This window comes from Mesorhizobium sp. NFR06 (assembly GCF_900115245.1).
Taxonomy (GTDB): domain Bacteria; phylum Pseudomonadota; class Alphaproteobacteria; order Rhizobiales; family Rhizobiaceae; genus Mesorhizobium.
The window spans coordinates 62828-89441 of sequence record NZ_FOVT01000003.1; the positions used below are offsets into that span (position 1 = coordinate 62828).

26 protein-coding genes, 1 tRNA gene and 1 pseudogene are annotated in these 26614 nt (G+C 62.4%); 10 read left to right on the top strand and 18 right to left on the bottom strand.

What is annotated here, in order from left to right:
- Nucleotides 1–114: 114 nt before the first annotated feature.
- The 8 genes from F3H96_RS07060 to F3H96_RS07095 form a co-directional block, all read right to left on the bottom strand.
- Entirely contained in the window at nucleotides 115–1434 is a 1320-nt protein-coding gene (locus F3H96_RS07060; protein WP_149791230.1) for an extracellular solute-binding protein, read from the bottom strand.
- Nucleotides 1435–1529: 95 nt separating this feature from the next.
- A complete protein-coding gene (locus F3H96_RS07065; protein WP_149791231.1) occupies nucleotides 1530–2378 on the bottom strand; it encodes a carbohydrate ABC transporter permease in 849 nt (282 codons plus the stop codon).
- The gene (locus tag F3H96_RS07070) at nucleotides 2375–3292 is read right to left on the bottom strand and encodes a sugar ABC transporter permease (RefSeq protein WP_244619941.1); all 918 of its coding nucleotides are present in this window, start codon (nucleotides 3290–3292) and stop codon (nucleotides 2375–2377) included. The genes F3H96_RS07065 and F3H96_RS07070 overlap by 4 nt, the downstream gene beginning before the upstream one ends.
- Nucleotides 3293–3311: 19 nt before the next feature.
- Complete coding sequence (gene ugpC, locus F3H96_RS07075; protein ID WP_149791233.1) at nucleotides 3312–4403, bottom strand: sn-glycerol-3-phosphate ABC transporter ATP-binding protein UgpC; 1092 nt, start codon at nucleotides 4401–4403, stop codon at nucleotides 3312–3314.
- Nucleotides 4404–4447: 44 nt separating this feature from the next.
- Nucleotides 4448–5959, bottom strand: a complete 1512-nt coding sequence (locus F3H96_RS07080; protein ID WP_149791234.1) for an alpha-N-arabinofuranosidase — start codon at nucleotides 5957–5959, stop codon at nucleotides 4448–4450.
- A 183-nt stretch (nucleotides 5960–6142) separates the two neighbouring features.
- Nucleotides 6143–7069 (bottom strand): helix-turn-helix domain-containing protein, encoded by a 927-nt coding sequence (locus F3H96_RS07085; RefSeq protein ID WP_149791235.1) that lies wholly within the window; start codon nucleotides 7067–7069, stop codon nucleotides 6143–6145.
- A 256-nt stretch (nucleotides 7070–7325) separates the two neighbouring features.
- Nucleotides 7326–7401: transfer RNA gene (locus tag F3H96_RS07090), tRNA-Lys, on the bottom strand.
- Nucleotides 7402–7561: 160 nt separating this feature from the next.
- A complete protein-coding gene (locus F3H96_RS07095; RefSeq protein WP_149791236.1) occupies nucleotides 7562–8464 on the bottom strand; it encodes a PhzF family phenazine biosynthesis protein in 903 nt (300 codons plus the stop codon).
- A 132-nt stretch (nucleotides 8465–8596) separates the two neighbouring features.
- On the opposite strand from F3H96_RS07095, the gene F3H96_RS07100 reads away from it, so the two are divergent.
- From F3H96_RS07100 to F3H96_RS07110, 3 genes are read left to right on the top strand one after another with little or no spacing between them, the layout of a single operon-like run.
- Complete coding sequence (locus tag F3H96_RS07100; protein WP_149791237.1) at nucleotides 8597–9883, top strand: efflux RND transporter periplasmic adaptor subunit; 1287 nt, start codon at nucleotides 8597–8599, stop codon at nucleotides 9881–9883.
- 4 nt (nucleotides 9884–9887) lie between these two features.
- Nucleotides 9888–10592, top strand: a complete 705-nt coding sequence (locus F3H96_RS07105) for an ABC transporter ATP-binding protein (protein WP_149791238.1) — start codon at nucleotides 9888–9890, stop codon at nucleotides 10590–10592.
- A complete protein-coding gene (locus F3H96_RS07110; RefSeq protein ID WP_149791239.1) occupies nucleotides 10589–11806 on the top strand; it encodes an ABC transporter permease in 1218 nt (405 codons plus the stop codon). The genes F3H96_RS07105 and F3H96_RS07110 overlap by 4 nt, the downstream gene beginning before the upstream one ends.
- Before the next feature lie 35 nt (nucleotides 11807–11841).
- Here F3H96_RS07110 and F3H96_RS07115 read toward each other — a convergent pair whose 3' ends face one another.
- Complete coding sequence (locus F3H96_RS07115) at nucleotides 11842–12318, bottom strand: Lrp/AsnC ligand binding domain-containing protein (protein ID WP_149791240.1); 477 nt, start codon at nucleotides 12316–12318, stop codon at nucleotides 11842–11844.
- A gap of 148 nt (nucleotides 12319–12466) precedes the next feature.
- Between F3H96_RS07115 and F3H96_RS07120 the strand changes: the two genes are divergently transcribed.
- Nucleotides 12467–13543 (top strand): 1-aminocyclopropane-1-carboxylate deaminase, encoded by a 1077-nt coding sequence (locus tag F3H96_RS07120; protein ID WP_149791241.1) that lies wholly within the window; start codon nucleotides 12467–12469, stop codon nucleotides 13541–13543.
- Between the two features lie 33 nt (nucleotides 13544–13576).
- On the opposite strand, the gene F3H96_RS07125 is transcribed toward F3H96_RS07120, so the two are convergent.
- A complete protein-coding gene (locus F3H96_RS07125) occupies nucleotides 13577–14296 on the bottom strand; it encodes a hypothetical protein (RefSeq protein WP_149791555.1) in 720 nt (239 codons plus the stop codon).
- Nucleotides 14297–14301: 5 nt separating this feature from the next.
- The gene (locus F3H96_RS07130) at nucleotides 14302–15414 is read right to left on the bottom strand and encodes an endonuclease/exonuclease/phosphatase family protein (RefSeq protein ID WP_149791242.1); all 1113 of its coding nucleotides are present in this window, start codon (nucleotides 15412–15414) and stop codon (nucleotides 14302–14304) included.
- Nucleotides 15415–15580: 166 nt separating this feature from the next.
- On the opposite strand from F3H96_RS07130, the gene F3H96_RS07135 reads away from it, so the two are divergent.
- Nucleotides 15581–16171: a BA14K family protein gene (locus F3H96_RS07135; protein ID WP_149791243.1), complete on the top strand. Its 591-nt coding sequence runs from the start codon at nucleotides 15581–15583 to the stop codon at nucleotides 16169–16171.
- A gap of 174 nt (nucleotides 16172–16345) precedes the next feature.
- Nucleotides 16346–16630, top strand: a complete 285-nt coding sequence (locus tag F3H96_RS07140) for a PilZ domain-containing protein (protein WP_149791244.1) — start codon at nucleotides 16346–16348, stop codon at nucleotides 16628–16630.
- Nucleotides 16631–16819: 189 nt separating this feature from the next.
- On the opposite strand, the gene ilvC is transcribed toward F3H96_RS07140, so the two are convergent.
- A complete protein-coding gene (ilvC, locus tag F3H96_RS07145) occupies nucleotides 16820–17839 on the bottom strand; it encodes a ketol-acid reductoisomerase (protein ID WP_149791245.1) in 1020 nt (339 codons plus the stop codon).
- Nucleotides 17840–17865: 26 nt separating this feature from the next.
- A complete protein-coding gene (locus F3H96_RS07150; RefSeq protein WP_149791246.1) occupies nucleotides 17866–18519 on the bottom strand; it encodes a TetR/AcrR family transcriptional regulator in 654 nt (217 codons plus the stop codon).
- 137 nt (nucleotides 18520–18656) lie between these two features.
- On the opposite strand from F3H96_RS07150, the gene F3H96_RS07155 reads away from it, so the two are divergent.
- Entirely contained in the window at nucleotides 18657–19088 is a 432-nt protein-coding gene (locus F3H96_RS07155) for a DUF1772 domain-containing protein (protein WP_188131331.1), read from the top strand.
- Nucleotides 19089–19109: 21 nt separating this feature from the next.
- On the opposite strand, the gene F3H96_RS07160 is transcribed toward F3H96_RS07155, so the two are convergent.
- Complete coding sequence (locus tag F3H96_RS07160; protein WP_244619931.1) at nucleotides 19110–19514, bottom strand: MarR family transcriptional regulator; 405 nt, start codon at nucleotides 19512–19514, stop codon at nucleotides 19110–19112.
- Nucleotides 19515–19660: 146 nt separating this feature from the next.
- Here F3H96_RS07160 and F3H96_RS07165 point away from each other — a divergent pair, with 146 nt between their 5' ends.
- Both F3H96_RS07165 and F3H96_RS07170 read left to right on the top strand, forming a co-directional pair.
- A complete protein-coding gene (locus F3H96_RS07165; RefSeq protein ID WP_149791249.1) occupies nucleotides 19661–19966 on the top strand; it encodes a Rieske (2Fe-2S) protein in 306 nt (101 codons plus the stop codon).
- A gap of 1 nt (nucleotide 19967) precedes the next feature.
- Nucleotides 19968–20687, top strand: coding sequence for a glutathione S-transferase family protein (locus tag F3H96_RS07170; RefSeq protein ID WP_188131314.1), 720 nt, complete (start codon nucleotides 19968–19970; stop codon nucleotides 20685–20687).
- Here the strand turns inward: F3H96_RS07170 and F3H96_RS07175 are convergent.
- Together F3H96_RS07175 and F3H96_RS07180 are read right to left on the bottom strand one after the other, a co-directional pair.
- Nucleotides 20641–21870: an NAD(P)/FAD-dependent oxidoreductase gene (locus F3H96_RS07175; protein WP_149791251.1), complete on the bottom strand. Its 1230-nt coding sequence runs from the start codon at nucleotides 21868–21870 to the stop codon at nucleotides 20641–20643. The genes F3H96_RS07170 and F3H96_RS07175 overlap by 47 nt on opposite strands.
- A 93-nt stretch (nucleotides 21871–21963) precedes the next feature.
- Complete coding sequence (locus F3H96_RS07180) at nucleotides 21964–22371, bottom strand: helix-turn-helix domain-containing protein (RefSeq protein WP_149791252.1); 408 nt, start codon at nucleotides 22369–22371, stop codon at nucleotides 21964–21966.
- A 167-nt stretch (nucleotides 22372–22538) separates the two neighbouring features.
- Here F3H96_RS07180 and F3H96_RS07185 point away from each other — a divergent pair, with 167 nt between their 5' ends.
- On the top strand, nucleotides 22539–23432 hold the full coding sequence (locus F3H96_RS07185; RefSeq protein ID WP_149791253.1) for an SDR family oxidoreductase: 894 nt from the start codon (nucleotides 22539–22541) through the stop codon (nucleotides 23430–23432).
- A gap of 36 nt (nucleotides 23433–23468) precedes the next feature.
- Here F3H96_RS07185 and F3H96_RS07190 read toward each other — a convergent pair whose 3' ends face one another.
- Nucleotides 23469–24509 carry an aldehyde reductase gene (locus F3H96_RS07190; protein ID WP_149791254.1) on the bottom strand — a complete coding sequence of 347 codons (1041 nt, stop codon included), beginning with the start codon at nucleotides 24507–24509 and terminating at the stop codon, nucleotides 23469–23471.
- Between the two features lie 117 nt (nucleotides 24510–24626).
- A pseudogene (locus F3H96_RS07195) lies at nucleotides 24627–26475 on the bottom strand (potassium transporter Kup).
- Between the last annotated feature and the right edge of the window lie 139 nt (nucleotides 26476–26614).

Here is a 26614-nt window from a genome sequence, read left to right on the forward strand (position 1 = left end):
AACCCCAGGCGACGTTTGGTCACTTGGAATCGCGACACGGCTTCCATTGGCCGAGAAATACCCCACGACTGTTTCCAGCCGCGGGGCATCGGAGAGTTCTCGATAAACCTGTGGTCAAAGGTTGGCGAGCAATTCGTTGACGCGGCTTTCCATGTCGGCAAGCGCGGCATCGACGTCCTTTTGCCCAGTGATTGCAGCGCTCATCTCTTCGCCGATAATGTCCTGGATCGCAAATTGGCGCTGTACCGCGGACGGCAGCGGTCTGCCGAGATCGGCGACCGCGGCGATCGTATTGCGATGTGGCAGTGCCTTGAAAGCGTCCGAACCGATGATGGCTTTGTATGCCGGCAGGTGACCGGTCCGCGACCAATCGAAGTCGTTGTCTGCGAAGAACTTCAGGAACTTGCTGATGGCCGCGGTCTGTTCTGGTGTGCGGTCCTTCTGCGAGACCGCCCAGGTGTGGCCGTCGGCATATTGCGCATGGGCGCCGGCAAACAGCTGCGGATACGGATAAACCGCGTAGCCGCCCTTGTTGAGGGCCGTGCCTTTGGTCTCGGACTGGGCGTTGTTGTCACCCACAACCCACGTGCCGTTGAGCTGCACGCCGCCTTCACCGGCAAGGAAGGCATTGATCGCGCCGCCGTAGTCGAGGTCCTTGGTCGTGTAGCCCTTGTCGAAGATCGCCTTGTACATCTCAACGACCTTCTTGGCTTCCGGCGTGTTCAGCTTCACATGCTTCGGATCGGCAAAGAAGTCGGAATCCTGCTGGAAGAGATAGGTGTAGAGGTTGCGCGTGTAGAGTGCGGTCTCGTTGGCCAGGTTCTGGACGAAGTAAGGTTTTCCGGTCTTCTGCTTGAACTGCTCGGCCTGGGCGAGCAGTTCCTCGGGCGACTTCGGAAGGATCGGCGTGCCGTCGGCATTGACGAGGCCAGCCTGTTTGAAGAGATCCATGTTGATGTGATAGAGCATTGTCCAGCTGTCAATCGGCAGGCCGTAGATCTTGCCGTCCTTGGTGGCGCCGTTGCGCGCCGCGTCCGTGAATGCGTCGGGTGTGATGCCGACTGACTTCAAGAGATCGTCAAGCGGCATCAACAGCCCCTTGGACTGGTAGTCCGAAAGCGCGGATTCATGAATCGTGACGATGTCGGGAGCATCGCCCGACGCAAACTGCGCGGTCAGTTGGTCATAGCCAGGCCATTCCACGGTGGTGACGTTGACGTGCACATCGGGATTGTCGGCGTTGAACTTGTTGATCAGCGAGGTGATGATGCCGCATTCGCCAACGGCCTTGGCGACGTCGGTGTTGCTGCCGAAATCGGCATCGCAGGCACCGAAAAAGCGCTGCAAGGTCAGTTCGGTCGCGGCGAAGGCCGGACTGGCCAACGCCATTACACCTGCAGAGACTGCCGCAAGCAGGACTCTCTTTGTTTTCATGTCAGCTCCTCCTACTGAGTTTCCGCCATTCCACCTTGGATTGGCTTCGTGCATTCCATCGCTGCGGCCCCATCCCTGCCGCCAGGCAATTTTCGCTATCGCACCGCGGCGCCGGAGACGGCCGTGACGATGTATTTCTGGAAGAACAGGTAGACGATCAGGATTGGCGCGCCGGCGAACACCGCCTGCGCCATCAGGAAGCCGATGCCTTCGGACTGCGCGAAATTGGTCTGTGTCGAGGCTATTCCGACCGTCAGCGTGTACATATCCTTCTTGGTTGCCGAGATCAGCGGCCACAAGTAGTCGTTCCACGCGCCGAGGAAGGTGAAGATGCCGAGGGTTGCCTGAGCGGGCACCGTGAGCGGCAGAAGCACCTTCCAGAAAATCCTGAACCGGCTGGCGTTGTCCAGCAGGGCGGCTTCGTCCAGCTCTTTCGGGATGGCCTTGAAATACTGGGTCATCAGGAAGACGCCAAACGAGGCCGACAGGCCCGGGAGAATGAGCCCGTGATAGCTGTTGTGGAAGTTCAGCATGCTGAAGATCTGATGGCGGGCCACAAGCACGGCCTGTTCCGGAACCGCCAGGCCGAAGAGCACGATCACGAACAGGACGTTTCGGCCGGGGAAGTTCAGCCGCGCGAAGCCGTAGCCGGCGAGCGACGACAGGATCAGCGTTCCGAGCGTCAATCCGCCCGAGACTATGATGCTGTTGAGCACCCAGACGAATACTGACGATGTGCCGACGGTGTTGATGTAGTTCTTGAGCGTATAAGGCGCCTGAAACACCGAATTCGGATTTGCCATCAGCTCGGCATTTTCCTTGAGCGACAGGCCGATGACCCACAGAACCGGCGCGACCATGACGATGGAGAGCAGGATGACCAGAGCCAGCAGCACGCGGTCGCCAAAGGCGCGTCCCCTGATGGAAATCGCTGGAGCCCTCATGTCAGATCCGCCTTGTTGCGTGTGACGAGGTATTGGGCCATGGCCGCTATCAGGATGAGGATGAACAGGATCTCCGATGCCGCGGCGCCCATGCCCAGATCCCAGCGACGGAATGCGGTGTCATAAATGTAGAGCACGACCGGTTTGGTCAGGTTGTTCGGACCGCCGCGTGTCATCAGCCAGGCCTGGCCGAACAGCTGGAACTGCAGCACGATCTGGACGATGACCACCAGGATGAAGGTGCGTTTGATCGACGGCAGCGTGATCGAGCGCAATGTCTGCCAGCGATTGGCATTGTCCAGGGCGGCCGCTTCGTAAATGTCCTGCGGAATCTGCTGGAGGGCCGAGAGAAAAAGCATCATCGGCAGCCCGATGCACCACCAGATGGTGGCGATGGCGATGCCGATCATCGCGAGGCTGGGATCCGAAATGAAAGCCGGGGCGGTTGCGCCGAACCATCCGTAGATCGTCGACAAAAGGCCGACATTCGGGATGAACACGATGCGCCAGATCAGTGTGACGATTGTGACCGACAGCACCGAGGAAGAGAAGAACAGTGTCCGCAGCACGGCGGCAGTGCGCGTGCGGCGGTTGAGGCAAAGCGCGAGAAAGAGACCGATCAACGCCAGCGAGGGCACCGTCAGAAGCACGAAGTAGAAGGTGTTCCAGACCGACTGCAGGAACACCTTGTCGTGAAACAGCCTGATATAGTTGCCGAGACCGACAAAGTTTCCGGACGAGAAAGTGTCGGCCTTATGGAAACTCAGCCACATTCCCCAGAGCAGCGGGACGAGCAGCAGCGTCGTGAAGAAGAACAGGAATGGCGCAACGAAAATGAAGTTTCGCCATTGCGGCGCGTAGATATCGACGCTTGGGGTCCTGATGCGCGCGGCCGAAGTCGCGGGCTGCGGCATCGTCGACCGGTCATCCATATCAGGCCTCCCTCGCGTGCCAGGCGCGGCCGGCCTGATTGAACAGATGCGATTTCCGGCCGTCGAAGGCGAGCCCGACCTTGTGACCAACCGCAACGCGGCTATTGCCGACATCCGAGCCGACAATCTGCTGGCCATCGCCCAGCCGAGCGTAGACCAAGGTGCGTTCGCCGAGCCGCTCGATCACATCCACCATGCCGTCGGCATTGCCCTGTCCAGCGGGAACGATGCGGACGTCTTCCGAACGGATGCCGAAAGTGTACTTGTCATCGCTCAACTGGTCGGAGGCGATCTCGGTCTGAACCGACATACCGTCCTCAAACCTGGCCGTGGCATTCCCGTTCGATCTGTCGAGCTTCACCTCGACGAAATTCATCGCGGGTGCGCCGACGAAGCCGGCGACGAATTTGGTCGCGGGGCGTTCGTAGATCTCCATGGGGGAGCCGATCTGCTCGATCTTGCGATTGTTCATGACGACGATGCGGTCGGCGAGCGTCATCGCCTCGACCTGATCGTGGGTGACGAAGATCATCGTCGATTGCAGGCGCTGGTGGAGCTGGGCAAGCTCGATGCGGGTACGGGTCCGCAAGGCCGCATCGAGATTGGAAAGCGGCTCGTCGAACAGGAAGGCCTTCGGCTCCTTGACGATCGCACGGCCGATGGCGACGCGCTGGCGCTGGCCGCCCGAGAGCTGACCCGGCTTGCGCTCGAGCAAGTGCGCCATTTCGAGGATGCGGGCGGCCTCGTTGATCCGCTCGTCGATGACCCCGCGCGACATGCCGATATTCTCAAGCCCGAATGCCATGTTGTCGCGCACGCTCATATGCGGATAAAGCGCGTAGGACTGGAACACCATGGCAATGCCGCGCTTGCCCGGCGGCAGGTGATCGATACGTTCGTTGTTAATGGCAATCTCGCCGCTATCGACCGTTTCGAGGCCCGCGATCATTCGCAGAAGCGTCGATTTCCCGCAGCCGGACGGTCCGAGAAAGACGATGAATTCGCGTGCCTCGATGGAGAGCGACAAGTCGTCCAGCACCGTCATGGCGCCGAAATGCTTGCTCACGTTCCTGATTTCGATGTGGGCCGTCACGTCGACGCTCCTCCTCAGCGCATGCACGACGATGGCGCCTGAAGTCAGAGCTTCAGGCGGATCATCTGGTAAGAATAGGCCGGTAGCGACAGGCTCAGCTTGCTGCCCGCTATCGAGGCGCCAGTCCCCTTCCTGGGCGCGACATTGCCGGGGTTCTGCGCCGAGTTGACGGCTTTCAGATCCGCGTGCGCCATCAGCTGATGGTCAACGATGTCAGCCGCCCCGAAACCGGTGATGTCGATCACGGTTTCCATTTCCTCACTCGAATGGCGGTTGATGGCAAAGAAGGTGACATGTCCGGTTTCCGTGTCATGCACGCCGGCGACGTCGACATAGGAAACATCACCCGCGACGGTGGATTTGTAGGTCGGGCTTTCCACCTTGAGATCCAGCGCATTGCCGCGGCCGTGAAGCGAGGCAAACAGATATGGATAGAAGATCGTCTGGCGCCATGCCGGGCCGTTGGGAACAGTCATGATCGGCGCGATGACGTTGACCAGTTGTGCCAGGCACGCGATCTTGACCACGTCGGAGCGACGAATGAAGGTGTTGAGGATCAAGCCGACCTGCAGCACGTCCTCGAAATTGTAGATGTCTTCGAGCAACGGCGGCGCGAAGGGCCAGCCGTCATTGCCGCCAAGGATATTCTTGTCCTGCTCCTTGGAATGGTACCAGACGTTCCATTCGTCGAACGAGATGTAGACCTGCTTCTTGGAGCGCTTCTTGGCCTTGATATAGTCGATGACGCCGGCGACCGAGACGATGTAGTCGTCGAGCTTCTTGCTCATGGCGAGATAGTTCGGCGCGTCATTGGCTTCGTTGTCGAAATACATATGCAGCGAGATGTAATCCACCTCGTTGTAGGTGTGGTCGAGAACGGTCGCTTCCCATTCCGGATAGGTCGGCATCTTGGCGTTTGAAGAGCCGCAGACCACGAGTTCGAGCGATTTGGAGAAGGCGCGCATCGCCTTGGCGGTCTCGTGGGCCAGGCGGCCATACTCGTCGGCGGTCTTGTGGCCGATCTGCCAGGGGCCGTCCATTTCGTTGCCAAGACACCAGAGCTTGACGTCGAAGGGCTCCTTGCGGCCGTTGGCGATGCGCTTGTCGCTCCACTCGCTGCCGCCGGGATGATTGGTGTATTCCAAAAAGTTGCGGGCTTCATCGAGGCCGCGTGAGCCGAGATTGACCGCAAGCATCATCTCGGTGTTGGCCGAGGCGCACCAGTCGGCAAATTCATGCAGGCCGACTTCGTTGCTTTCCGACGTGTGCCAGGCCAGGTCGAGGCGCACCGGGCGCGCCTCCTTGGGGCCGACGCCGTCCTCCCAATTGTAAGCGGACACGAAATTGCCGCCCGGATAGCGGACGATCGGAACATTGAGTTCCCTGACGAGATCGATGACGTCCTGACGCATGCCATTGGCATCCGCCGTCGCGTGGCCAGGCTCATAGATACCGGTGTAAACCGCCCGCCCAAGGTGCTCGATGAAGGATCCATAGAGCCTCGGATCGATTTTCGAGACGACATAACGCGGATGCGCCGTAACGGCCGCCTTCATGCATTTCCTCCAACGATATCAAAAATGATGATTTAAATCACCTTGTGCGATATCAAAAGGAAGCGGCATCCATTCGTCAAGCGAAAACCGTCAAATGTCTGACAATTAACAGGCGGCCTGGGTTGGAAAAGAGAGCAAAAGGCTGAAATCGCTGCGTTATTTTTGAAACCCGGTTTGATGATATCATCCGGTTTTGATTCTGAGCAGGATGTCCTGGTCGTAATTTCCAAATCCCTTGCCGAAAATGTTGACCCCGCCGGGGCGCTTGGCATCGTCCTTGACGCCGATACGGACCCGGATTGAATGATGGCCCATGAGGTCGAGGTCGGCGAGGCTGGTCTCGGATATCCTGACACCGTCGACATAGGTGCCGTCGGTGGAAATTCGCCAGTTCTTCAGCTTGCCATATTGCGAGCCTTTGAGCTTCCACCAGGAGGGCGTGAAGACGCCGCGCTTGTCGCCGAAATCGCCTGGTGACGTCCACGTTCCGGCATCGACGCCATTGATCGTCAACGTGATATCGGAGGGCCAATCGGCGCTGGTGCCGGGCACCTCCGAAGACAGTTCTACCGCCAGTTCCAGTTCGGTGATCTCGGCATTGGCGAGCTTGGCATTGTTGGGGAACTGGTATTCGACAAAGCCGCGCGTGAACCACAACAGTCCAGCCTTCATACGGTCCGGATCGAGGAAAGTGTTGGGCACGTCGAGCAGGCCGATGATGCCATCCGGCGAACAAAGGCCGCAGGGCGCCGTGACCTCGAATCCGGTGTAAAGCCCAATCGGCATCGACACTTCGATAGAGTCGTTCTTGATCGCACGATACTCGCTCTTGAAGACAACGAGCACTTCCTCGGCGGTCGGATAGCAGATCTTCTGGCTGCCCTTCTTCGCCTTCTGGTTCTCGGTGCGGATCAGGCCGGCATCCTCGAGCACCTGGATATTGGTCGAGACCGTCGATTGCGGCAGCGACAGCACGGCGGCGATGTCGTTGACATTCATCGGCCCCTTCTCGTGCAGCAGTTTCAGCATCGAGATGCGCGCCGAAGAGGCCAGCCCCTTGAGGACAGCAATCCCCTCCTCCGGTTCGATCATCAAGAAATTGCGACTCATGGATTTGCCAGCCTACGCAATCTATATCCGAAATCAGCTTGTATATCGGAATATTTGATTCAATCAATGCGCTAGCTGGGCGCCGTGTGACTGATTAGCTTGATCGACCGCGACGGCCATTGTCGTCACATCGGGGTGCGAATGGGCTGAAACGGACGCGCTGCTCGGCTTCACCAACAGCGCGAAGGCGTCTTCGACAAAATCTCGACGCGATTTTGCCGCGCCTTGGTTGAAAGCTGAAAAAGCGAGGACTGAATGGTGGGTGTGCACAGGATCGAACTGTGGACCCGCTGATTAAGAGTCAGCTGCTCTACCAACTGAGCTACACACCCACACCGCCGGGAAAACCAGCGTCGGCGGCGCATATAGCCGCCGGTTTCGGTGATGTCCAGCCCTGCCGGATCATTTCCCGACAAATCGACACGGCATGATCCCGAAAAGTGGATTCCGGTTTTCGGAAAGGATCATGCCGGCTTAAAAAGCTCGCACCGGTCAGACAAACAACCTGCCTTCCGCCACCTTTATCGCATGGCCGCCGATGCGCGCGGAAGCCAGTTTTCCGCCGTCGACATTGAGCTCGAGCCGGATGCGCGACGGTCGGCCCATTTCCAGTCCTTGCTCTATCCAGAGCTGCGAGACGCCGTCGGTCGGGGCATCGAAATGCATGATCGCGCCGGCAAAGGCCGCCGCGGCCGAACCGGTTGCCGGATCTTCGTAGGAAGGATTGCCCGGCACGATCATGCGCACGTGGAAAGCGCTGTCGTGGTGGACGCGCTCGCGGCAGTAGATATAGGGGCTGGCCATGGCCCATTCGCTCTTGCGCGGCGCAAGTTCCGACCACGCCTGGTTGTCGAGCCTGATCTTGGCCGCCTCCTCCAGCCCGGCAACGGGAATCGTCACATAGGGCACGCCGGCCGACCAGAAGGCCACGCGGTGATTCTCGAACCCGATCTCGTGCGGGCCAAGGCCGAGCGCCGCGCCGATCGCTTCGGGGTCGGCCTTGAGCTCCAACGGTTCCGGCAATTTCGCCAGATCGAACTCGGCGAAGGTCGAGCCGTCATGCTTGCTCACCGCGCAGCGGACGGGTCCGATATTTTCCTCCAGCACGAAAATGCCGGTCGCCTCGCCGGCGAGCTCGGCCAGCGCGATCGCCGAACCGACCGTCGGATGCCCCGCGAACGGCATTTCATAGTCGGGCGTGAAGATGCGGATCCGGTTGCGGTGCTTTGGATTGTCGGGAGGCAGCACGAACACCGTCTCGGAAAGATTGAATTCGCGCGCGATCGCCTGCATGCCGGCGCTATCGAGCCCATCGCCGTCGAGCACCACTGCAAGCGGATTTCCGGCCAGCGGTTCGGTGGTAAACACATCGTAAAGCAAGTAATTGCGCGCCATGGAGAAAACCTTTCGCCTCGCCCCGAATTTCTGCCTCAATCCCAACATGAGGGAAATTTAATTTGAAATTCGAACCTTAAGGCCTGATTTGTGCACGGATAGGGACATCAAATTTCAGCATAGGGGTCCGGCGTGGACCAGCTTGTCAATCCGCCAAACGCGGAATCCGATACTTCCATAGCGGCCGCACTCGGGCTCGATCGCAAGGGCGTAAGCCGCAAGCGTCGCCGCGGCTGGCTTTACGCGTTGCTGGCGCTGGCAATCGTCGCGGCCGGCATTACCTTCTATCAATGGTATGCAGCCGCGCCGCCCGCAATTGAATACACCACCGTGCCTGCGGCGACTGCCGACCTCACCGTCCAGGTGTCGGCCACCGGCACGCTGCAGCCGCTCACCCAGGTCGACATCTCCAGCGAGCTTTCCGGCATCGTCCGTTCGGTCGCGGCCAATGAGAATCAGCAGGTCAAGAAGGGCGACGTGTTGGCGACGCTCGATACCGCAAAGCTGGAGGTCCAGATCGAGCGGGCTACCGCCTCCGCCAAGGCAGCGGCGGCGGCCGTCGAGGACGCCAAGGTGACCTTGCAGGAGAACGAAAATGCGGTTGTACGCGCCAACGCCCTCACCAAGCGCGGCATGGCGACGGACCAGTCGCTCGAAGCGGCGACCGCGACGCGCGATCGTTCGAAGGCGGCGCTCGACAGCGCCGAAGCCAATCTCGCTATCGCCCAGGCCGACCTCAAGGCGCAGCAGACCGATCTTGCGAAGAGCACCATCTATGCGCCGATCGACGGCATCGTGCTGACGCGCTCGGTCGATCCCGGCCAGACGGTGGCGTCCTCGCTGCAGGCGCCCGTGCTCTTCGTTATCGCCGCCGACTTGCGGAACATGGAATTGCGGGCCGCGGTCGATGAGGCCGATATCGGCGCGGTGAAGCCCGGCCAGCACGCCCGCTTCACCGTCGACGCTTTCCCGGACCGTCCTTTCGACGCAGAGATCCGCGACATCTCCTACGCCTCGGTCACCACCGACGGCGTCGTCACCTACAATGCGCGTCTCGAAGTCGACAATGGCGAGCTTCTGCTCAGGCCCGGAATGACGGCGACGGTCTCGGTTGTCACCCGGCAGGCCAAGGGCGTGCTCGCCGTTCCTGCGACGGCCTTCCGCTATCGCCCGGTGCAACGAGCGGACCGGGGCTGGGGCCTGGGCGACCTCTTCACCGGGCGCATGGGCCGTCCCAACCGGCAGCGCGAAGCCACGAAGGCGCCGACCGACGGTTCGCGCACGCTCTATGTGCTGGAGAACGGACGGCCGCGTCCGGTCAACGTCAGGATCGGCTCGACCGACGGCGAGTTGACCGAGATCACGTCGGGCCTCGACGAGGGCGCGCAAGTCATCACCGGCGCGCAGCAGCGGAGCTGACGAAGTGTCGGCTCCCCTGCTCATCACTTTCGACAAGGTCTGGAAAAGCTATGGCGAGGGCGAGGCCCGCGTGCATGCGCTGGCCGGCGTCGATCTCGCCATCCGCAGAAGTGAATTCGTCGCCATCATGGGACCCTCGGGCTCGGGCAAGTCGACGGCCATGAACATCATCGGCTGCCTCGACACGCCGACTGCCGGAACATACCGCTTCATGGGCGTCGATGCCGGCCGGCTCGACCGCAACCGCCGCGCGCTTTTGCGCAACCTCTATGTCGGCTTCGTCTTCCAGGGCTACAATCTCCTGCCGCGCACCACGGCGGCGGAAAATGTCGAGCTGCCGCTGATCTATCGCGGCGTCGCCGCGCGCGAGCGGCGCGATCTTGCCATGCAGGCGCTTGCCCAGGTCGGGCTTGTCGGGCGCGAGCACCACACGCCGGCCGAGCTTTCGGGCGGCCAGCAGCAGCGCGTGGCGATCGCCCGCGCCATCGTCACCAGGCCGACGCTGCTCGTCGCCGACGAACCGACGGGCAATCTCGATACGGCGCGCACGCACGAGATCATGGAGTTGCTGACCAGGCTCAATGCCGATCTCGGCCTCTCCATCGTCATGGTCACGCATGAGGCCGATGTCGCCGGCTATGCCGGCCGCATCATCCGTTTCCTCGACGGCCATCTCGCTTCCGACACGATGACGGCGGAGGCGGCATGATCTGGGAGACCGTCCGCCTCTCGCTGCGCTCGATCCGCCGCAACGTGTTGCGCTCGTTCCTGACACTGCTTGGTATCGTCATCGGCGTCGCGGCCGTCATCGCCATGCTCACCATCGGCTCCGGCACGACGGAAAAGGTCAAGGCCGATATTTCGAAGCTCGGCAGCAACTTGCTCGTCGTCCGCGCCGGCCGGCCCGCCGGACCCGGCGGACCGGGAGGACTCGATCAGGCGGTGCGGCCGCTGGCCGAAAAGGACGTCGCCGCGCTCGTCGCGCATCTGAGCGGCGCACGCGCGATTTCGCCTGCTTCGCAAAAACAGGTCCGCGTCATCTTCGGCACCGAAAGCCTGACCTCGGGCGTCACCGGCACCGACAGCGCCTATCTCGACGCCCGCGATTGGAAACTCGTATCGGGACGGCCGTTCAGCGATTCGGAAACGCGGGCCGGTGCGGCTGTGTGCCTGATCGGCGAAACCGTGCGCCAGCAGTTCTTCGGCGCCGGTGATCCGGAGGGCGAGCTAATCCGCGTCAACCGCACCTCCTGCAAGATCATCGGCCTGCTTGAGCCCAAGGGCTATACCGGCTTCGGCCAGGACCAGGACAATGTCGTGCTGATGCCATTGCACGCCTATCAGCGGCGCATCGCCGGCAATCGCGACATCGACAACATCTACATCGCCGCCGACGACCGCACGCCGACCAGCGAACTGCAACCGCGCGTCGAGGATATTTTGCGCGATACCCGCCGCATCACGCCGGACCGCGATGCCGATTTCGCCATTCGCGACATGACCCAGATCGCCGATGCGATGACCAGCGCCACCACCACCATGACCGGCATGCTCGGCGCCGTCGCCGGCGTCAGCCTCCTGGTCGGCGGAATCGGCATCATGAACATCATGCTGGTCTCGGTCACCGAGCGCACGCGCGAGATCGGCATCAGGCTGGCGATCGGCGCCCATGAAAAACACATCCTCATCCAGTTCCTGGTGGAAGCGACGGTGCTGTCGCTCTTTGGCGGCATCATCGGCATCCTGATCGGTCTCTCGCTGGCCGGCCTCACCTCGATGGCGCTGACGATACCCTTCGCGCCGAGCCCGGCCGTCATCCTGCTCGCCGTCGGCTTCTCGGCGCTGATCGGCATGGTGTTCGGGTTCTTCCCGGCGCTGCGCGGCGCCAGACTCGACCCGATCGACGCGCTGCGGCACGAATAAGGCGGCTTTTGCCGCGCCCTTTGGCTGCAGGACTGTCAAAACGGCAGTCGCGCATTCTCCTTGACCTCCTTCATGACGAAGAAAGTCCGGGTTTGCCGCACGCCCGGCAGCGCGATCAGCTTCTGGCCGTGCAGCTTGTTGAAATCCGCCATATCGCGCACGCGTATCTTCAACAGAAAGTCGAAGTCGCCGGCCACGAGATTGCAATCCAGGACCTCCTTGAGCATCAGCACCGCCTCCTCGAAAGCGGCGAAGCTTTCGGGCGTAGAGCGGTCGAGCACGACACCAACCATGACCAACGCGCCGAGCCCCACTGCGGCCGGCGCGATCTCCGCCCTGACCCCGGTGATGTAGCCCTCTTCGAACAGGCGTTGCGTGCGCCGATGGCAGGTGGCCGCACTGACATTCACGCGGGCTGCCAATTCCGCGTTGGTCAGCCGTCCCTCGGACTGAAGGGCCCGCAGGATCTTGATGTCGATCCGGTCAAAGGTTGGGTCAGAAGATTCTTCCATTTTTTTGGCTCTATTGGACGGTTGGAACCAACCCTAGCGCATTTTCTGATGGAAGTGGATAAATCTTGAAAGGCTTTCGAGAGCACCTTTCGCCCTTGTTCGTCTATCATCCGTCTATCGAAAAAACGACTACGGCGGAGGCAGATCGATGTCACTTCTCGCGAAATTTGAACGGTATCCGCTGACCTTCGGCCCGACGCCGATCGAGCATCTGCCGCGGCTCAGCGCGGCGCTCGGCGGAAAAGTGCAGGTCTATGCAAAACGCGACGATTGCAATTCCGGACTCGCCATGGGCGGCAACAAACTGCGCAAGCTCGAATATATTGTGCCGGACGCAATCGCGTCCGGCGCCGACACGCTGGTTTCGATCGGCGGCGTTCAATCGAACCACACGCGCATGGTCGCCGCGACAGCGGCCAAGATCGGCATGAGATGCGTGGTGATCCAGGAGAAGTGGGTGCCGCACTATGATGCGGTCTACGACCGCGTCGGAAATATCCTGCTGACGCGCCTGATGGGCGCCGACAGCCGGCTGGTCGACGATGGCTTCGACATCGGCATCCGCAAAAGCTGGCAGGATGCGATCCAGTCGGTGAAGGATGCCGGCGGCAAGCCCTACCCTATTCCTGCCGGCGCCTCGGTACACAAGTTCGGCGGTCTGGGCTATGTCGGCTTCGCCGAGGAGGTCGCAAGGCAGGAGAGCGAGCTCGGCTTTGCCTTCGACTACATCATAGTCTGCGTTGTGACCGGCTCGACGCAGGCCGGCATGGTCGTCGGCTTCGCCGCGCAAAACCGCGCCGACCGGGTGATCGGCATCGACGCCTCCGGCACGCTCGAACAGACCCGCGCGCAGGTCCGGCGCATCGCCGACGACACCGCCGCCCTTGTTGGGCTGGGTCGCGCCATACGTGAGGACGAAATCGTGATCAATCCCGACTATGCCTATCCCGCCTACGGGGTTCCGTCGGACGCCACCAACGAGGCGATCCGGCTCTCGGCCCGCACCGAGGCGATGATCACCGATCCGGTCTATGAGGGAAAATCGATGCAGGGGCTGATCGATCTGACCAGGAAAGGCTTCTTTCCTGAAGGATCGAGAATACTCTATGCGCATCTTGGCGGCGCGCCGGCCCTCAACGGCTATAGTTATTACTACAAGGATGACGGCGGCCCGCGGGAACGCGCACCGCACAACGCCGACGCGCTGCCGCCGCTCTTTCCGTAGGACGCACCCGGTGGCATCGACGCCACGGCGAGTTCAGGAAACGGCGCCCGCGAAATGCCACTCGATCAGCGGCTTCATGTGCCCCATCAGCCCGTCCGGCAGATCGCCGGCATGGCGGATGATCACCGGCCCCTCGATCTCCGGGTCCGTCTCGGTGGCGACGAAGGCCATGATGCGCCGTGCCAGCTCGTCGGCCGTTTCAGCCACGCGGTAGTGGCGGAAGATCACCGTGCCGCTCGCCGTGGACAGCGCGTGATAGCGCTGCCCACGCTCGGCGGCCGACAGGTCGAGCCCTGTCTCCTCCCTCACCTCACGGACCATGTTGAAGTCGGCATCGACAAGCCCGTCGCGGAAGTCGATCGGCTCGAACGAGCCGGCGGCGAAATAGACGCGGCCGGCATTGACCGTGTGCGGTCCCATGCGGATCGCCACCAGCGCGTTGTCGCCGGCAACCAGCATGGCGTGCGCATAGGCATGCTCGGCACCGGAATTCTCGCGCCGCTTACGCCACAGCAGGAAGGTCGAATAGTTGACCGCATGGCAGCGGCCGACAAGCTGCCCGTCGCGATAGGCAAGCTGCGAGAGCAGCACCACAGTGCCGTCGAACAGTGCCGGATTGGCCGCGATTTCCTGCCGCCAATTCTCGGCGATCGCATCCGCATTGCTCACCGCGAAGGGGTGCGGGCCGGAATCCAGGCGGACGTCGATCGCGTCGACCGGCAGGATGACGTTGCGTGGCAGATCGAAACTCAAGAGGGTCACACCATGTCCAATGTGATCGCCACCGGGCAGTGGTCCGACGCTTTCGGCCTGTCCCAGCCGGCGCGCGGGAAACGCTCGACCTCCTGTCCGGGCGGAAAGATGGTGCGCCAGGGCTGGCCGTTGCGAATGATGTCGGGAACGGCGGTGGCATTTCTAGCGGCCAGCGCCTTCGACAGGAGGATGTAATCGAGCTGGCACAGATGCCGCTCCTCCGGGCCGCGCGTGTGGTAGAAACTCCAACGGTCTACCTCCGGCCGCCGCTCGACAATGTTCTCGCAAAAACCGTCGGCGGTCAGGGTATTGATCGAGGACCGGGCTTCGTCGACAACCTCGAACCGGTAGCCGTCGATCGCGTCGCCGTCGATCTTCACGCGTTGCCGATAATCGTTCAGGTCACCGCAGATCGCCCAGCGCTTGCCGGCGGCATGATCCTTGCCGAAACGTTCCTCGATGATGCGGCGCACCGCCTGCGCCTCGGCAATGCGCAGCGGCATCGTCGCCTCGCGGCCGTCAAGTCCGTTGCGCGGCGGACCCATCGATTTGAAATGCACGAGATAGAGCGTCAGCGGCGCGCCGCCGATCTTCACGTCGACTTCCAGGCAGTCGCGGCGAAAGATCCGCTCATTGGCGAGATGCCCGAGCGCGGCAAGCTCCGGCGTAAACAGCCCGAGCTGTTCGAAGGTGACATAGGCATGGCTGGTCATGCGCACGAAATCGATCGATTGCCCTTGCGCAGTCTCGTTGCGCATCATCAACGCGACATCGATGCCGCGCGTATCGTTGCCGGCGGTCGTGTATTTCTGGCGATAGCCCTGCCCGACCATCTTGAACAGATAGCCGTATTCGAAGGCCTTCAGCGCCTCGATGTTGTCGACCTCCTGCATGCAGATGATGTCCGCGCGGGTGGCTGCGATGGCGAGCGCCGTCAACTGGCGGGTGTCGTCGGACTGGGCGATCATGCGGGCCTGCTCGAGCAGCCGGTACTCGGCTTCGCTCTGGATATCGAACAAGGCCAGCGTGCGGTCTTCATTGAGCTGGTTGCGATAGCCCGAGAAATCGAACCTGTTCATCAGGTTCTCGACATTGAAGGTGGCGAGCCGCAGCGACATGGCCGTGACCTTTGCCTGCAAGCGAGGACGAAAACAAGAGCCGGGCTCGATGCTCGTCATGGTTGACGGAACCTTTCCGTTCATCCCCCGTTCAGACGGAAAGTTCCAACAATAGGCCATTTCCCAGGTGCTCTGGGCGTGGGGCCTTTACTCCTTGGAGAGTGAAATGAAACCGCTCTTGTCTTCCCTCGGCTCCGGGCTGGTGGCCCTGGGCCTCATGACGGGTCAGGCGGCGCCCTCGATCGCCGGCCCGATCCTGCAGCCCGATCTCTCGGTCGCCACCAGCACGGCGGCACCTACGATCATACCTGTCCGCGACAGCTGGGCCGGCGGCAACAACTACTCGCCGCAGATGTATGACTGGCGCTGGCGGCGCGGTGGCGACTGGCGCGGCCGCGACTTCAGATGGCGCGGTGGCGACTTCCGCGGCCGTCATTTCTCCCGCGACTGGGATGGCGGCGACTGGCGCTGGCGGCATCATCGCCATCATCGGCATTTCGATAGTGGTGCCGCCGCCCTTCTGGGGCTGGGCCTTGGTCTGGGCTTAGGCAGCCTGGCCTACAACAACTACTACGATCCCTACTATTATGATGCCTATCCGCGGTACTATCAGCCGCGGCGCATCTACCGGACCGAGCGGCTCTCCAGGGCCCATGTCCAATGGTGCTACGACCGTTACCGGTCCTATCGGGCCTGGGATAACACGTTCCAGCCCAACTATGGCCCGCGCCGGCAGTGCATTTCGCCCTATATCTGAGCCGCCCGCCAACGGAGACAGCGAAACGGCGCCCCTCGCGGGCGCCGTTCCATTTGGCGCAAACCGTATGTCCACGACCGGCGATAACCCTAAATTTATCAACGGCGCCTATTCATCCATGTCGGCGCCCCGCACGCCGATTCGCGGCGAACAGTTCGCGAGAACGTACCCGCAATGGCCGAAAACGAACCCAGGATCCAACGCAGGCAACGCGTGCTGAAGGGCGCGACGATCCTGACCGGCATCACCAATTCCGAGGTAACATGCACAGTGCGCAACATGCATTCGCGCGGCGCGGAGTTGAAAGTGCCGATCGACGCACGCGTGCCCGAAGAATTCCTGCTCTACGTGCCGACAGACGGCGTCGGCTACAGGGCCGTGGTGCGCTGGCGCCGTGAGGATCGCATCGGCGTCGAATTTACCGGCACCGAGCCCAAACCGCATTGGCACTACGGCTGAACCCGCACCCGACCAGCGGTTTGGCAAAAGAAGACCGGCGGATCGCTCCGCCGGTTCATGTCAGATGGGAGCGGTAACATCGACAATTAGTTTGGTTCTTCGCCTTGTCGACCAGCTTGCTCTTGGTGATCACCAGCGCGACCGCAGGGCCAAGCCCGAGGACGCGCAGGCAAATAGACGTGGATCGGCTCAGTTCTTCGCCTTGTCGACCAGCTTGTTCTTGGCGATCCACGGCATCATGGCGCGCAGCTTGGCGCCCACTTCCTCGATCTGGTGGCTGTCGTTCATGCGGCGGATGCCCTTGAAGCGCGACAGGCCGGCGCGGTATTCCTGCATCCATTCCGAGGTGAACTTGCCGGTCTGGATGTCCTTCAGGATGCGCTTCATCTCGGCCTTGGTCTCCGCCGTGATGATGCGGGGACCCGAGACGTATTCGCCCCACTCGGCGGTGTTGGAGATCGAGTAGTTCATGTTGGCGATGCCGCCTTCATAGATCAGGTCGACGATCAGCTTTACCTCGTGCAGGCACTCGAAATAGGCCATTTCCGGCGCGTAGCCGGCTTCCACCAGCGTCTCGAAGCCGGCGCGGATCAATTCGACCAGACCGCCGCACAAAACCACCTGCTCGCCGAACAGGTCGGTCTCGCATTCCTCGCGGAAGTTGGTCTCGATGATGCCCGAACGGCCGCCGCCGACGCCGCAGGCGTAGGAGAGCGCCAGGTCGAGCGCGTTGCCCGAGGCGTCCTGGTTGACGGCGACCAGGCATGGCACGCCACCGCCCTTCTGGTATTCGCCGCGCACCGTGTGGCCGGGGCCCTTCGGCGCGATCATGACGACGTCGACCGAAGCCTTCGGCTCGATCAGGCCGAAATGCACGTTGAGGCCGTGCGCGAAGGCGATGGCGGCGCCGTCGCGGATGTTCGGCGCGATCTCGTTCTTATAGATGTCGGCCTGCAACTCGTCGGGCGTGGCCATCATCATCAGATCTGCCCATTTGGCCGCATCCGCCACGCTCATCACCTTGAGTCCGTCGGCCTCGACCTTCTTGGCGGTGGCGGAACCGGGCTTGAGACCGATGGCGATCTCCTTGACGCCGGAATCCTTGAGGTTGAGCGCATGCGCCCGGCCCTGGCTGCCATAGCCGATGATGGCGACCTTCTTGCCCTTGATCAGATTGAGATCGGCGTCACGATCGTAATAGACACGCATTTTGGTCTTCCTTCCCGTTTTGAAGATCAGAGGCCTTGCGGCCGGTTTTTTGCTCCGAAAAGAGCGAGAAACTGTTGCGTCGCGCGCACGGCATCGCCGCCGATCGTCGCCTCAGTCAATTCCACCCGGTCGCCGAGCAGCAGACGGATCTGCACGTCGCGGCCGACCAAGCCGAAGAAGGTCCGGAACGCCGTCTCGGCGTCGTCGAAATGGAGCAGCCCGGCCTGCCGGCCTGCCTCGAGCACCGGCTTCAAGCGTCTGGCAAGCGCGAAGCGGCCGTTCTGCAGCACGACCGCGCCGAGATCGTCCTTGCCGGAGCCGGCGTGACCGACAGCGACACGGTTGAGCGCGATCGACGTGTCGCTGGATATCACCTTGAGCCAGTCGGACGCAAAACGTTCCAGGGTCGCCGTAAGCGAACGGAGATCCAGTTTCTCGCGGTCGATGGCCGCGACGCGCACCTTGGAAGCCTGCCACTGCACCGTCGCCGTCAAGAGCCCGTCGCGATCGCCGAACCATTTGTAGAGCGTTTCCTTGGAGCAGCTTGCCCGCCGCGCCACCGCGGTCATGGTCAGGTTGTCGCCCTCCTCGACCAGAAGGCGAAGTGCCGCATCCAGCACGGCCTGCTGGCGCTCCGTCAGCGCTTCGCTTGTGTCGATGTCGGCGCCTGCCTGCAACACGCTCTTTCCTACGTCGTCGAGTTGATTGCTCCCGAAAGAGTACCGTACGTTACGGTTCGGCTTCTATGCCGTATTGTCCGCGGCCAAGCAAGCGCTATTTTCCGCCGAGGGCTTCTCTCTTGCTGGAGGACGAGATGCTGGCCGGTCTGCTTGCCTTGGCCGTGGCGGCCGCCTTCACCGGCGCCGCAGTCTATGTCAGCGTCGCGGAGCAACCGGCGCGCCTGGGGTTGGGAGACGAGGCATTGCTGCGGGAATGGCAGCCTTCCTACAAGCGCGGCGCCGCCATGCAGGCTTCCATTGCCATAGTCGCCTGCGTTCTCGGACTGATTGCCTGGTGGCAAACCGGAGCGCCGGGCTTTTTGGCCGGCGCAGTGGCGATCATCCTGCCCTGGCCATGGACGGTGCTGGTGATGATGCCGACCAATCTTTTGTTGATAGCGATGAAGATCGAGGCCGACAATCCGCAGGCAAGATCGTTGATCGTCAAATGGGGCAAAATGCATCTAGTCCGCGTCGCGCTTGGCGCGCTGGCGACGATCGCATTTCTTTGGGCTTCGCATCTACCCTGAAAGGTCGATCGGTCGGCGCATTCATTCCATGATTGGCGGGTCGCGCAGCCGCCCGAGCAAACCGGCCAGCATTTCCAGCTCCTTGGCAGAAAGCTTGTCGCCCATCAGCTCGGATATGGCTTTGCCGTAGACTGCCCATAGGCGGCGGCGCGTCTCCCGGCCGCTTGGCGTGATACGCACGGTCTGGCCGCGGCCATCATCGGAAACAGGCAGCTTTTCCACAAGGCCATCCGCCTCGAGCCGCGCCAGCAGCCTCGAGACGCTGTACTGTGCCAGCAGGACGCGATCGACGAGCTCGAACGGCCGCAGCCCCTCCTCGCCCGACTCCGCAAGCTCGTGCAGAACGTCGTACCAGCCGAGCGGCGGCAGACCCTCAGCCTTCAAGGCATCCTCGGTCTTTTCGACCAGCTGGCGCGACACGCGCATCAGGCGCGCCCAAGCGGCGACGGCTTCGGGTGATGGGGGTGTCTTCGTCATCAGGGCAGCCTAAACGATAGATGCAATTGCATCAAGCTTGACGATCGATGCAAACGCATCTATATAAATGCAAATGCATTGAATGGAGCTGTCCCATGAAACACGAAATCTGCAAGATCGCCGATATCCCGCAAACCGGCAGCCTGATCGCGCCCTTCTTCGGCCGCGAGGTTCACGTCTGGCGCAGCGGCGAGCGCATCCGCGCCGCGGCCAATGTCTGCCTGCATTTCGGCGGGCCGCTGGACTGCAAGGACGGCGCCTTCGTGTGCCAATGGCACGGCGCCCGCTTCGACATGGAGAACGGCGAGCGCCTCGAAGGCCCTGCGCCTAAGGGCTCGCGCCTCCTGTTCCTGTCGACCCTGGTCGAGGATGGCGCGCTCAACTATGTCTGGGGAGAGTGAGATGACCGCCAGGCTCACCCTCGTCAGCCACCACTTGTGCCCCTATGTTCAGCGCGCGGCGATCTCGCTTGCCGAGAAGGGCGTGCCGTTCGAGCGGATCAATGTCGACCTCTCCGACAAGCCGGATTGGTTCAAGGCCATCTCGCCACTCGGCAAGGTGCCGTTGCTGCGCGTCCGGCACGGCAATGCGCAGGAAGTGATTTTCGAATCCGCCGTCATCCTGGAATTCCTCGAGGAGACCGAGGACGATCCCTTGCACCCTGCCGATCCGCTGGAGCGCGCCCGGCACCGATCCTGGATCGAATTCGGTTCGGCCATCCTCAACGCCATCGGCCGCTTCTATTCTGCCGCCGATGAAGCTGCGTTCCTCCGTGAAAGCAGGAGTTTGTCCGAGATGTTCGCACGTGTGGAAGCAGAACTGGCGACAAGGCGAGGCGGGCCGTGGTTCGCTGGAGATCCCTTTTCGTTGGTCGATGCCGTCTACGGGCCGGTCTTCCGCTATTTTGACACCTTCGACCGCATCGGCGATTTCGGCATTCTCGATGGCAAGCCTCTCATCCAGGCCTGGCGCGACGCCCTGAGCAAGCGTCGATCGGTGAACGAAGCCGTCAGCCCGGACTATCCGCGGCGATTGCACGCCTTCCTACGGGCTAAAGGATCCTATCTGTCCGAGGTCATCCGGCTACAGGCCATTGCAACTCCGCAAGCCCGATCCGCCTGAACGGGTCGATGACCGTTCCGGCGACCATGGCGGCGAGGAATTGCGGCCCCGGCGGAATTCTCGCCAGCGCCGCCACCATGCGGTCGCGGACAAAGGGCAAGCTTGTCGAGTCCGACTGATAGAACGGCGTCAGCGACAACGACAGGGCCTGGAAGACGCGCACATGCCAACGGCGTGCGCTTGCGTAGATCCCGATCGCGTCGTCGACATTGTTGGCCTGCGCCAATGCATGGCTGAGTGCCGCGGCGTCGAGCAGCGCCATGTTCGCGCCTTGCCCGAGTTGCGGGCTGGTCGAGTGCGCGGCATCGCCGATGACGGCAAGCCGCCGGCCGGCCGGCAGCGCCATCGTATGGTGGCCATAGCGGGCGAGCGAGAGCTGGTCGAAACTGTCGATCTGACCGGTGAAGGCCTCACATGCCGGCCACACAGAAACCACGCTCGCCTTCCAGGCGTCGAGGCCTTCGGCCCGCACCTTTTCAGCATCGGCCGGTTTCAGGCTCCAGAAGAAGGCCGCCATGTCTGCCGCGCCGGGCTCCGGCCGGCCGATCGGCAGCACCCCCACCATGATGCTTGCCTTGTCGTAGCGCTGCAGCAGCGCCCGCTCGTCGAAGCCGTCGCGCCACCCGAGCGACGTCCAGAATGCTCCATAAGCGAGCGGCCGCGGCTTGGCGCAATTGCCGAGGTATCGCCGCAATTTCGATCGCGCGCCGCTGGCATCGACAACGAGGTCGAATGGCCCCAGCCGCTTGCCGTTGCCGCAGATGAGCGTCGCCCGCTCGCCGGCCTCCAGCGTTTCGATCTCGACATTGGTTTCGACGGCGATCGCTTCGCGCGCAGCGGCGCGGTGAAGCACCCCGAACAGCGCTGCCCGATGCACGGCCAGACCGAAGCGGCGGCCGCGCCGCGCGTCGTATCGGACTTCGAGCACCGTGCGTCCGCTCTTGGCGTCTGTACCGTGCAGTCGCTCGATACGGCTGCCGAGGGCCAGGATGTCGTCAAGCAGGCCGAGATCGGCGAGCACGGTCAGCCCGGCCGGCTGCAGGATGAGACCTGAACCCACGGGCTTCGGCGCGTCGAAGCGCTCGAAAACGGTGACCTTGTGCCCCGCCCGCTTGAGGTAGAGCGCTGTTGCCAGCCCTGCCGGACCGGCGCCGGCGATCGCGATGTCGAGATTCTTGTCCATTGCCCGCCCAGACCGACCGGCGGGCACAATCCCTGATTGATGTCACCAAATCAACTTGGAGCTTTGACGCTGACCGAGTGCAGAAGGCCGAACTCAAATCCGGGCATCGAACGCCTTGCGCGCTTCGCGCACCGCATCATGGTTGAGTTCGGCCCATTGAACGAGCTGCTGCAGCGGCAAAAACATCGAGCGGCCGAGATCGGTGAGGCTGTATTCGACGCTGGGCGGTTTGGTTGGAAAGACCTCGCGGTGAACGTAGCCGTCACGCTGCAGGTCGAAGAGCGTCTGTGTCAGCATGCGCTGCGAGATATCCGGAACCAGCCGGCGCAACTCGCCGAAGCGATAAGGCTTCTCCGCCAGCGCCATCACCAGCAGCGAGCTCCATTTGCCGTTGATGCCCTGGATCACGTCGCGGACCGGGCAGTCGGCGAAATTGCCGCCGTTGGTCATCGCTTTGTAGACCTCGAGCTTCGATTTCAGATTGAAGATCTTGCTGTCCATCGCGACATCCCGCTCAGCGAAACAAGGCCGCCAAGGTGGTTCCCTGGCTGTGCCTACCTCCCGAAAAACTGCCTTCTTTACGGCTTGATGTCAATTCCTATTTTAGCGCTGGTCTCTTTTTGAGACCATCCGTCAGACCCGCCTGTTGGCAATTCGAGGAATCCTCAATGACCGAAACACTTCTCGTAACTGGCGCCTCCGGCCATCTCGGACGCGCCGTCGTCAATCATCTGCTGGCTGAGCAGAAAGTCGCGCCGGCCAATATCATCGCCACCACGCGCAACCCGGCAAACCTTGCCGATCTGGCGGCGCGCGGTGTCACCGTGAGGGTCGCCGATTTCGACGATCCAGCCTCGCTGGAGAAGGCGTTCAGAGGGGCCGACAGGGTGCTGATCGTCTCGACCGGCGAGCTCGATTTGAAGAGCGATCGGCGTCTGAAGCAGCACCAGACGGCGGTTGCCGCGGCCAAAGCGGTCGGCGTCTCGCATCTGCTCTACACGTCGATGCCGGACCCTGAGCCCGGTTCGCCTGTGCTGTTCGCCGGCGACCACTACGGCACCGAGCAGGCCATCAAGGCGAGCGGCATCCCCCACACGATCTTCCGCAACGGCTGGTACCAGGAGAACCTGTTCATGTCGCTGCCGCACGCCATTGCTACCGGCAAGTGGTACACATCGGCGGGCGATGGCCGTGTCGCGCACGGCGCGCGCGACGACATGGCGGCTGCTATCGCCGCCAGCCTAGCGTCCGGTTCCAAGGAAAGCCGCATCTACACGCTGACCGGCCCGCAGGCGTTCACGACAAGCGAGATCGCGGCAATGGTCAGCGACGCGACCGGCAAGCCGATCGAAGTCGTCCAGGTGCCGGACGCAGGCTTGACCGAAGGCATCAAGGCATCCGGCGTCCCAGAGGATTTCGCCCGCATCATCGTCTCCTTCGACGCCAATACCCGTGCCGGCCGCATTGCTCAGGTGACGGACGCGGTCGAGAAGCTGTCAGGCCGCAAGTCGCGGACGCTGAAGCAGTTCCTCGAAGCGAACACGGCCGCCCTGCTCGGCTAAAACCGCGCGCCCCGGGGCATGTCCTCGGGGCGCGCGCTATTTCGACGTCTTGAGCAGCCCGAGCCGGATCAGGCTTTCGCCTGTGGCAACGAGCGCCTCTTCCCGTGACCGCGGCGCCCAGCCGAGCAGGTGCACCGCCTTGGCGGCCGTCGCGTTCCTCGGCTTGCCCAGTTCCGTCACGATCTGGGCTGCCTGCCCGTCGAACAGTCCGACGAGCCGCACCTGCCAATCCGGCAGCACCCTCGTGGTGACGCGCGAGGCCGCGTCGCCCAGCCGGGCTTTCAAGGTCCGCGCGATCTCCAACATCGTCATGAAATCGCTGCTGATGGCCAGGAACCGCTCGCCCTTGGCGGCGGGGTCGGTCATGGCGCGCAGATGCAGGTCGGCGACGTCGCGCGCATCGACCACACCGACCGCCATGCGCGGCAGGCCCGGCATCTCGCCGTCCATCAGGCGCCTGATGAAATCCGTGGACGTCGAATGATCCTGTCCCAGGACCGGACCGAAGATGCCGACCGGATTGACGACGGCCAGTTGCAACGCGCCGCCTTGGGAAGCGATGAAATCCCACGCTGCCCGCTCGGCGAGCGTCTTCGACTTCACATAGGCGCTCACCTTCTGCGCCAGATTTGTCCAATTCTCTTCCGTGAACGGATGGCCGGGCACCGGCGCCTGGCCGTAGCCAATGGCGGCAAAAGACGAGGTGAGCACGACGCGTTCGACGCCGGCGTCGCGCGCGGCTCGCAATACGCGCAACGCCCCTTGCCTGGCCGGGACGATCAGGTCGTCCTCGTGCTTCGGCACGCCGGGCGGAAAAGGCGAAGCGACGTGAAGAACATACCGGCATCCGGCGACCGCTACGGGCCAGCCGTCGTCGCTGGTGAGATCGGCATGGGCGAATGTGAGCGCATCGCCAGGCTCGGCCCCGCCGATCTTCAACATGCCGCGAACGTCGGCTTCGCGCCTGGCGGAGCGGACGGTCGCGCGCACGCGGTAGCCCGCGTCCAAAAGCGCGAGGATGCAGTGAGCGCCGAGGAAGCCGGAGCCGCCGGTAACAAGCACCAACTCGCCGCTCATGCCCGCCTCCCTCCACGGCAATCCCAGGCAAGTGCACAGCGCTTGGGCTCGGCGCCTTCGCCGTGGCCTTCGGTTCGGATTGCGTAACGCTGAAACCAGCCTATGCGGTGCAATCTCTCAGATCGCGACCTGCGTGCCAATCTCGACCACGCGCCCGGTCGGGATTTGGAAATATTCCGTCGCGTCCGCCGCCGTTTTCGCCAGACCGATGAACAGCCGGTCCTGCCAGATCGGCATGCCCGAATTGGGCGAGGCCTTCAGCGAACGCCGCGACAGGAAGAAGGACGTCGTCATGATGTCGAACTTCCAGCCTTGCTTGCGGCAGATGGCCAGCGCACGCGGAATATTCGGCTGCTCCATATAGCCGAAGGTCAGCGTCACGCGCATGAACAGGTCGTTGACGGTCTCCAGCTTGACGCGCTCGCTGTCAGGTACGACCGGTTGCGGCGCCGTCACCACCGACAGGATGACGTTCTTTTCGTGCAGCACCTTGTAGTGCTTGAGGCTGTGCATCAGCGCCGAAAAAAACAACCGCCAGGAAGTCGAGCGGGATCTCGTTGCGGCGCGTCTTGTCGAAGAGATAGCGGCTGCCGCGCACCCAGGTCCACATACCGAGGATGATGGCGAAGGCGACCGCGAGCGAAGCCCAGCCCCCCTCGAACACCTTGACGATGTTGGAGGCGAAAAAGCCGACATCGATCAGCCCAAACACCGCAGTCAAGGCGATGGCCGGCCAGATGTTCCATTTCCAGATGCGCGTCATGACGATGAACAACAACGTCGTCGTCACCAGCATGTTGCCGGTGACCGAGATTCCGTAGGCCGAGGCGAGCCTGCTGGATTCACCGAAGCCGACCACCAGCAGCATCACGACAAGGGCGAGCAGCATGTTGACGCGCGGCAAGTAGACCTGCCCGGATTGTTTCTCCGACGTGTGCAGGATTTCCAGACGCGGCAGCATGTTGAGCTGCACGGCCTGCCGGGTCAGCGAATAGGCGCCGGAGATGACCGCCTGGCTGGCGATCACGGTCGCCGCTGTCGCCAGCACCACCATGGGGATCAACGACCAGCCCTCGTTCATCTCGAAGAACGGATGGCCCACTGTGCCGCCCTTGGCCAGCACATAGGCGCCCTGCCCGGCATAGTTCAGAAGCAAGCAGGGAAACACGATCGCCAGCCATGCCAGAACGATGGGCTTGCGGCCGAAATGACCGAGGTCGGCGTAGAGCGCCTCGGCGCCGGTAACGGCCAGGAAGACGGCGCCCACCGTGACAAAGGACACATCCGGCGAGTTGATGAAGAAAGCCACGACATAGTGGGGGCTTATCGCCCACAGGATTTCCGGATCCGAGATGATGTGCTTCAGCCCGGAAAGACCGATGGCGAGAAACCAGATGGCGGTGACGGGACCGAAAACCAGGCCCACGCCGCCCGTGCCGAAGCGCTGCACGGCAAACAGCATCGCAAGGATCAGCAGGGTCAGCGGCACGACATAGGGCTGGAAGGCAGGCGTCACGACATTCATGCCTTCGACCGCCGACAGCACCGAGATGGCGGGCGTGATAACGGCATCGCCGAAGAACAGCGAGGCCCCGACGATGCCGATGCCGAGCACGATCGCCGAGCGCGTCGGGAAAGTGCCGCGCGCCAGCGCCATCAGCGACAGGACGCCGCCCTCGCCGCGGTTGTCGGCGCGCAGCACGAACATGATGTATTTCACCGTCACCGTGATGGTCAGCGACCAGATGATCAGCGACAATACGCCGAGAATGTCGGCGCGGTTGGCGACATCGCCCCCGGAGGAGGCGTGCAGTGCCTCGCGGAACGCATAGATCGGGCTGGTGCCGATGTCGCCATAGACGACGCCGAGCGCACCCAGCATCAGCACCTTGGTGCTGTGCTGCTCTATTTCCGGGTGGCTCGATTGGTCGGCGGGTTCTGCCTCAGCACCACTGGCAAGGGCCATGGACGACACTCCGATAAAACGCGCGGTGCTCTACGCTTGCTGCAGTGCAATATCAAGTGCCGCCACGTAAGGGCTCCCATGTCGGTAATGCAGGGCTTAACTGTATGCGGAACGCGCGGGCTTCTTCATCCGGCACAAA

What these genes read in the sequence shown, in the direction of transcription:
- F3H96_RS07060 (WP_149791230.1), bottom strand. Translation starts at nt 1,434, where the DNA reads ATGAAAACAAAGAGAGTCCTGCTTGCGGCAGTCTCTGCAGGTGTAATG.
- F3H96_RS07065 (WP_149791231.1), bottom strand. Translation starts at nt 2,378, where the DNA reads ATGAGGGCTCCAGCGATTTCCATCAGGGGACGCGCCTTTGGCGACCGC.
- F3H96_RS07070 (WP_244619941.1), bottom strand. Translation starts at nt 3,292, where the DNA reads ATGCCGCAGCCCGCGACTTCGGCCGCGCGCATCAGGACCCCAAGCGTC.
- F3H96_RS07080 (WP_149791234.1), bottom strand. Translation starts at nt 5,959, where the DNA reads ATGAAGGCGGCCGTTACGGCGCATCCGCGTTATGTCGTCTCGAAAATC.
- F3H96_RS07085 (WP_149791235.1), bottom strand. Translation starts at nt 7,069, where the DNA reads ATGAGTCGCAATTTCTTGATGATCGAACCGGAGGAGGGGATTGCTGTC.
- F3H96_RS07095 (WP_149791236.1), bottom strand. Translation starts at nt 8,464, where the DNA reads ATGGCGCGCAATTACTTGCTTTACGATGTGTTTACCACCGAACCGCTG.
- F3H96_RS07110 (WP_149791239.1), top strand. Translation starts at nt 10,589, where the DNA reads ATGATCTGGGAGACCGTCCGCCTCTCGCTGCGCTCGATCCGCCGCAAC.
- F3H96_RS07115 (WP_149791240.1), bottom strand. Translation starts at nt 12,318, where the DNA reads ATGGAAGAATCTTCTGACCCAACCTTTGACCGGATCGACATCAAGATC.
- F3H96_RS07120 (WP_149791241.1), top strand. Translation starts at nt 12,467, where the DNA reads ATGTCACTTCTCGCGAAATTTGAACGGTATCCGCTGACCTTCGGCCCG.
- F3H96_RS07130 (WP_149791242.1), bottom strand. Translation starts at nt 15,414, where the DNA reads ATGTCGCTGCGGCTCGCCACCTTCAATGTCGAGAACCTGATGAACAGG.
- F3H96_RS07135 (WP_149791243.1), top strand. Translation starts at nt 15,581, where the DNA reads ATGAAACCGCTCTTGTCTTCCCTCGGCTCCGGGCTGGTGGCCCTGGGC.
- F3H96_RS07140 (WP_149791244.1), top strand. Translation starts at nt 16,346, where the DNA reads ATGGCCGAAAACGAACCCAGGATCCAACGCAGGCAACGCGTGCTGAAG.
- ilvC (WP_149791245.1), bottom strand. Translation starts at nt 17,839, where the DNA reads ATGCGTGTCTATTACGATCGTGACGCCGATCTCAATCTGATCAAGGGC.
- F3H96_RS07160 (WP_244619931.1), bottom strand. Translation starts at nt 19,514, where the DNA reads ATGCGCGTGTCGCGCCAGCTGGTCGAAAAGACCGAGGATGCCTTGAAG.
- F3H96_RS07165 (WP_149791249.1), top strand. Translation starts at nt 19,661, where the DNA reads ATGAAACACGAAATCTGCAAGATCGCCGATATCCCGCAAACCGGCAGC.
- F3H96_RS07170 (WP_188131314.1), top strand. Translation starts at nt 19,968, where the DNA reads ATGACCGCCAGGCTCACCCTCGTCAGCCACCACTTGTGCCCCTATGTT.
- F3H96_RS07175 (WP_149791251.1), bottom strand. Translation starts at nt 21,870, where the DNA reads ATGGACAAGAATCTCGACATCGCGATCGCCGGCGCCGGTCCGGCAGGG.
- F3H96_RS07180 (WP_149791252.1), bottom strand. Translation starts at nt 22,371, where the DNA reads ATGGACAGCAAGATCTTCAATCTGAAATCGAAGCTCGAGGTCTACAAA.
- F3H96_RS07185 (WP_149791253.1), top strand. Translation starts at nt 22,539, where the DNA reads ATGACCGAAACACTTCTCGTAACTGGCGCCTCCGGCCATCTCGGACGC.
- F3H96_RS07190 (WP_149791254.1), bottom strand. Translation starts at nt 24,509, where the DNA reads ATGAGCGGCGAGTTGGTGCTTGTTACCGGCGGCTCCGGCTTCCTCGGC.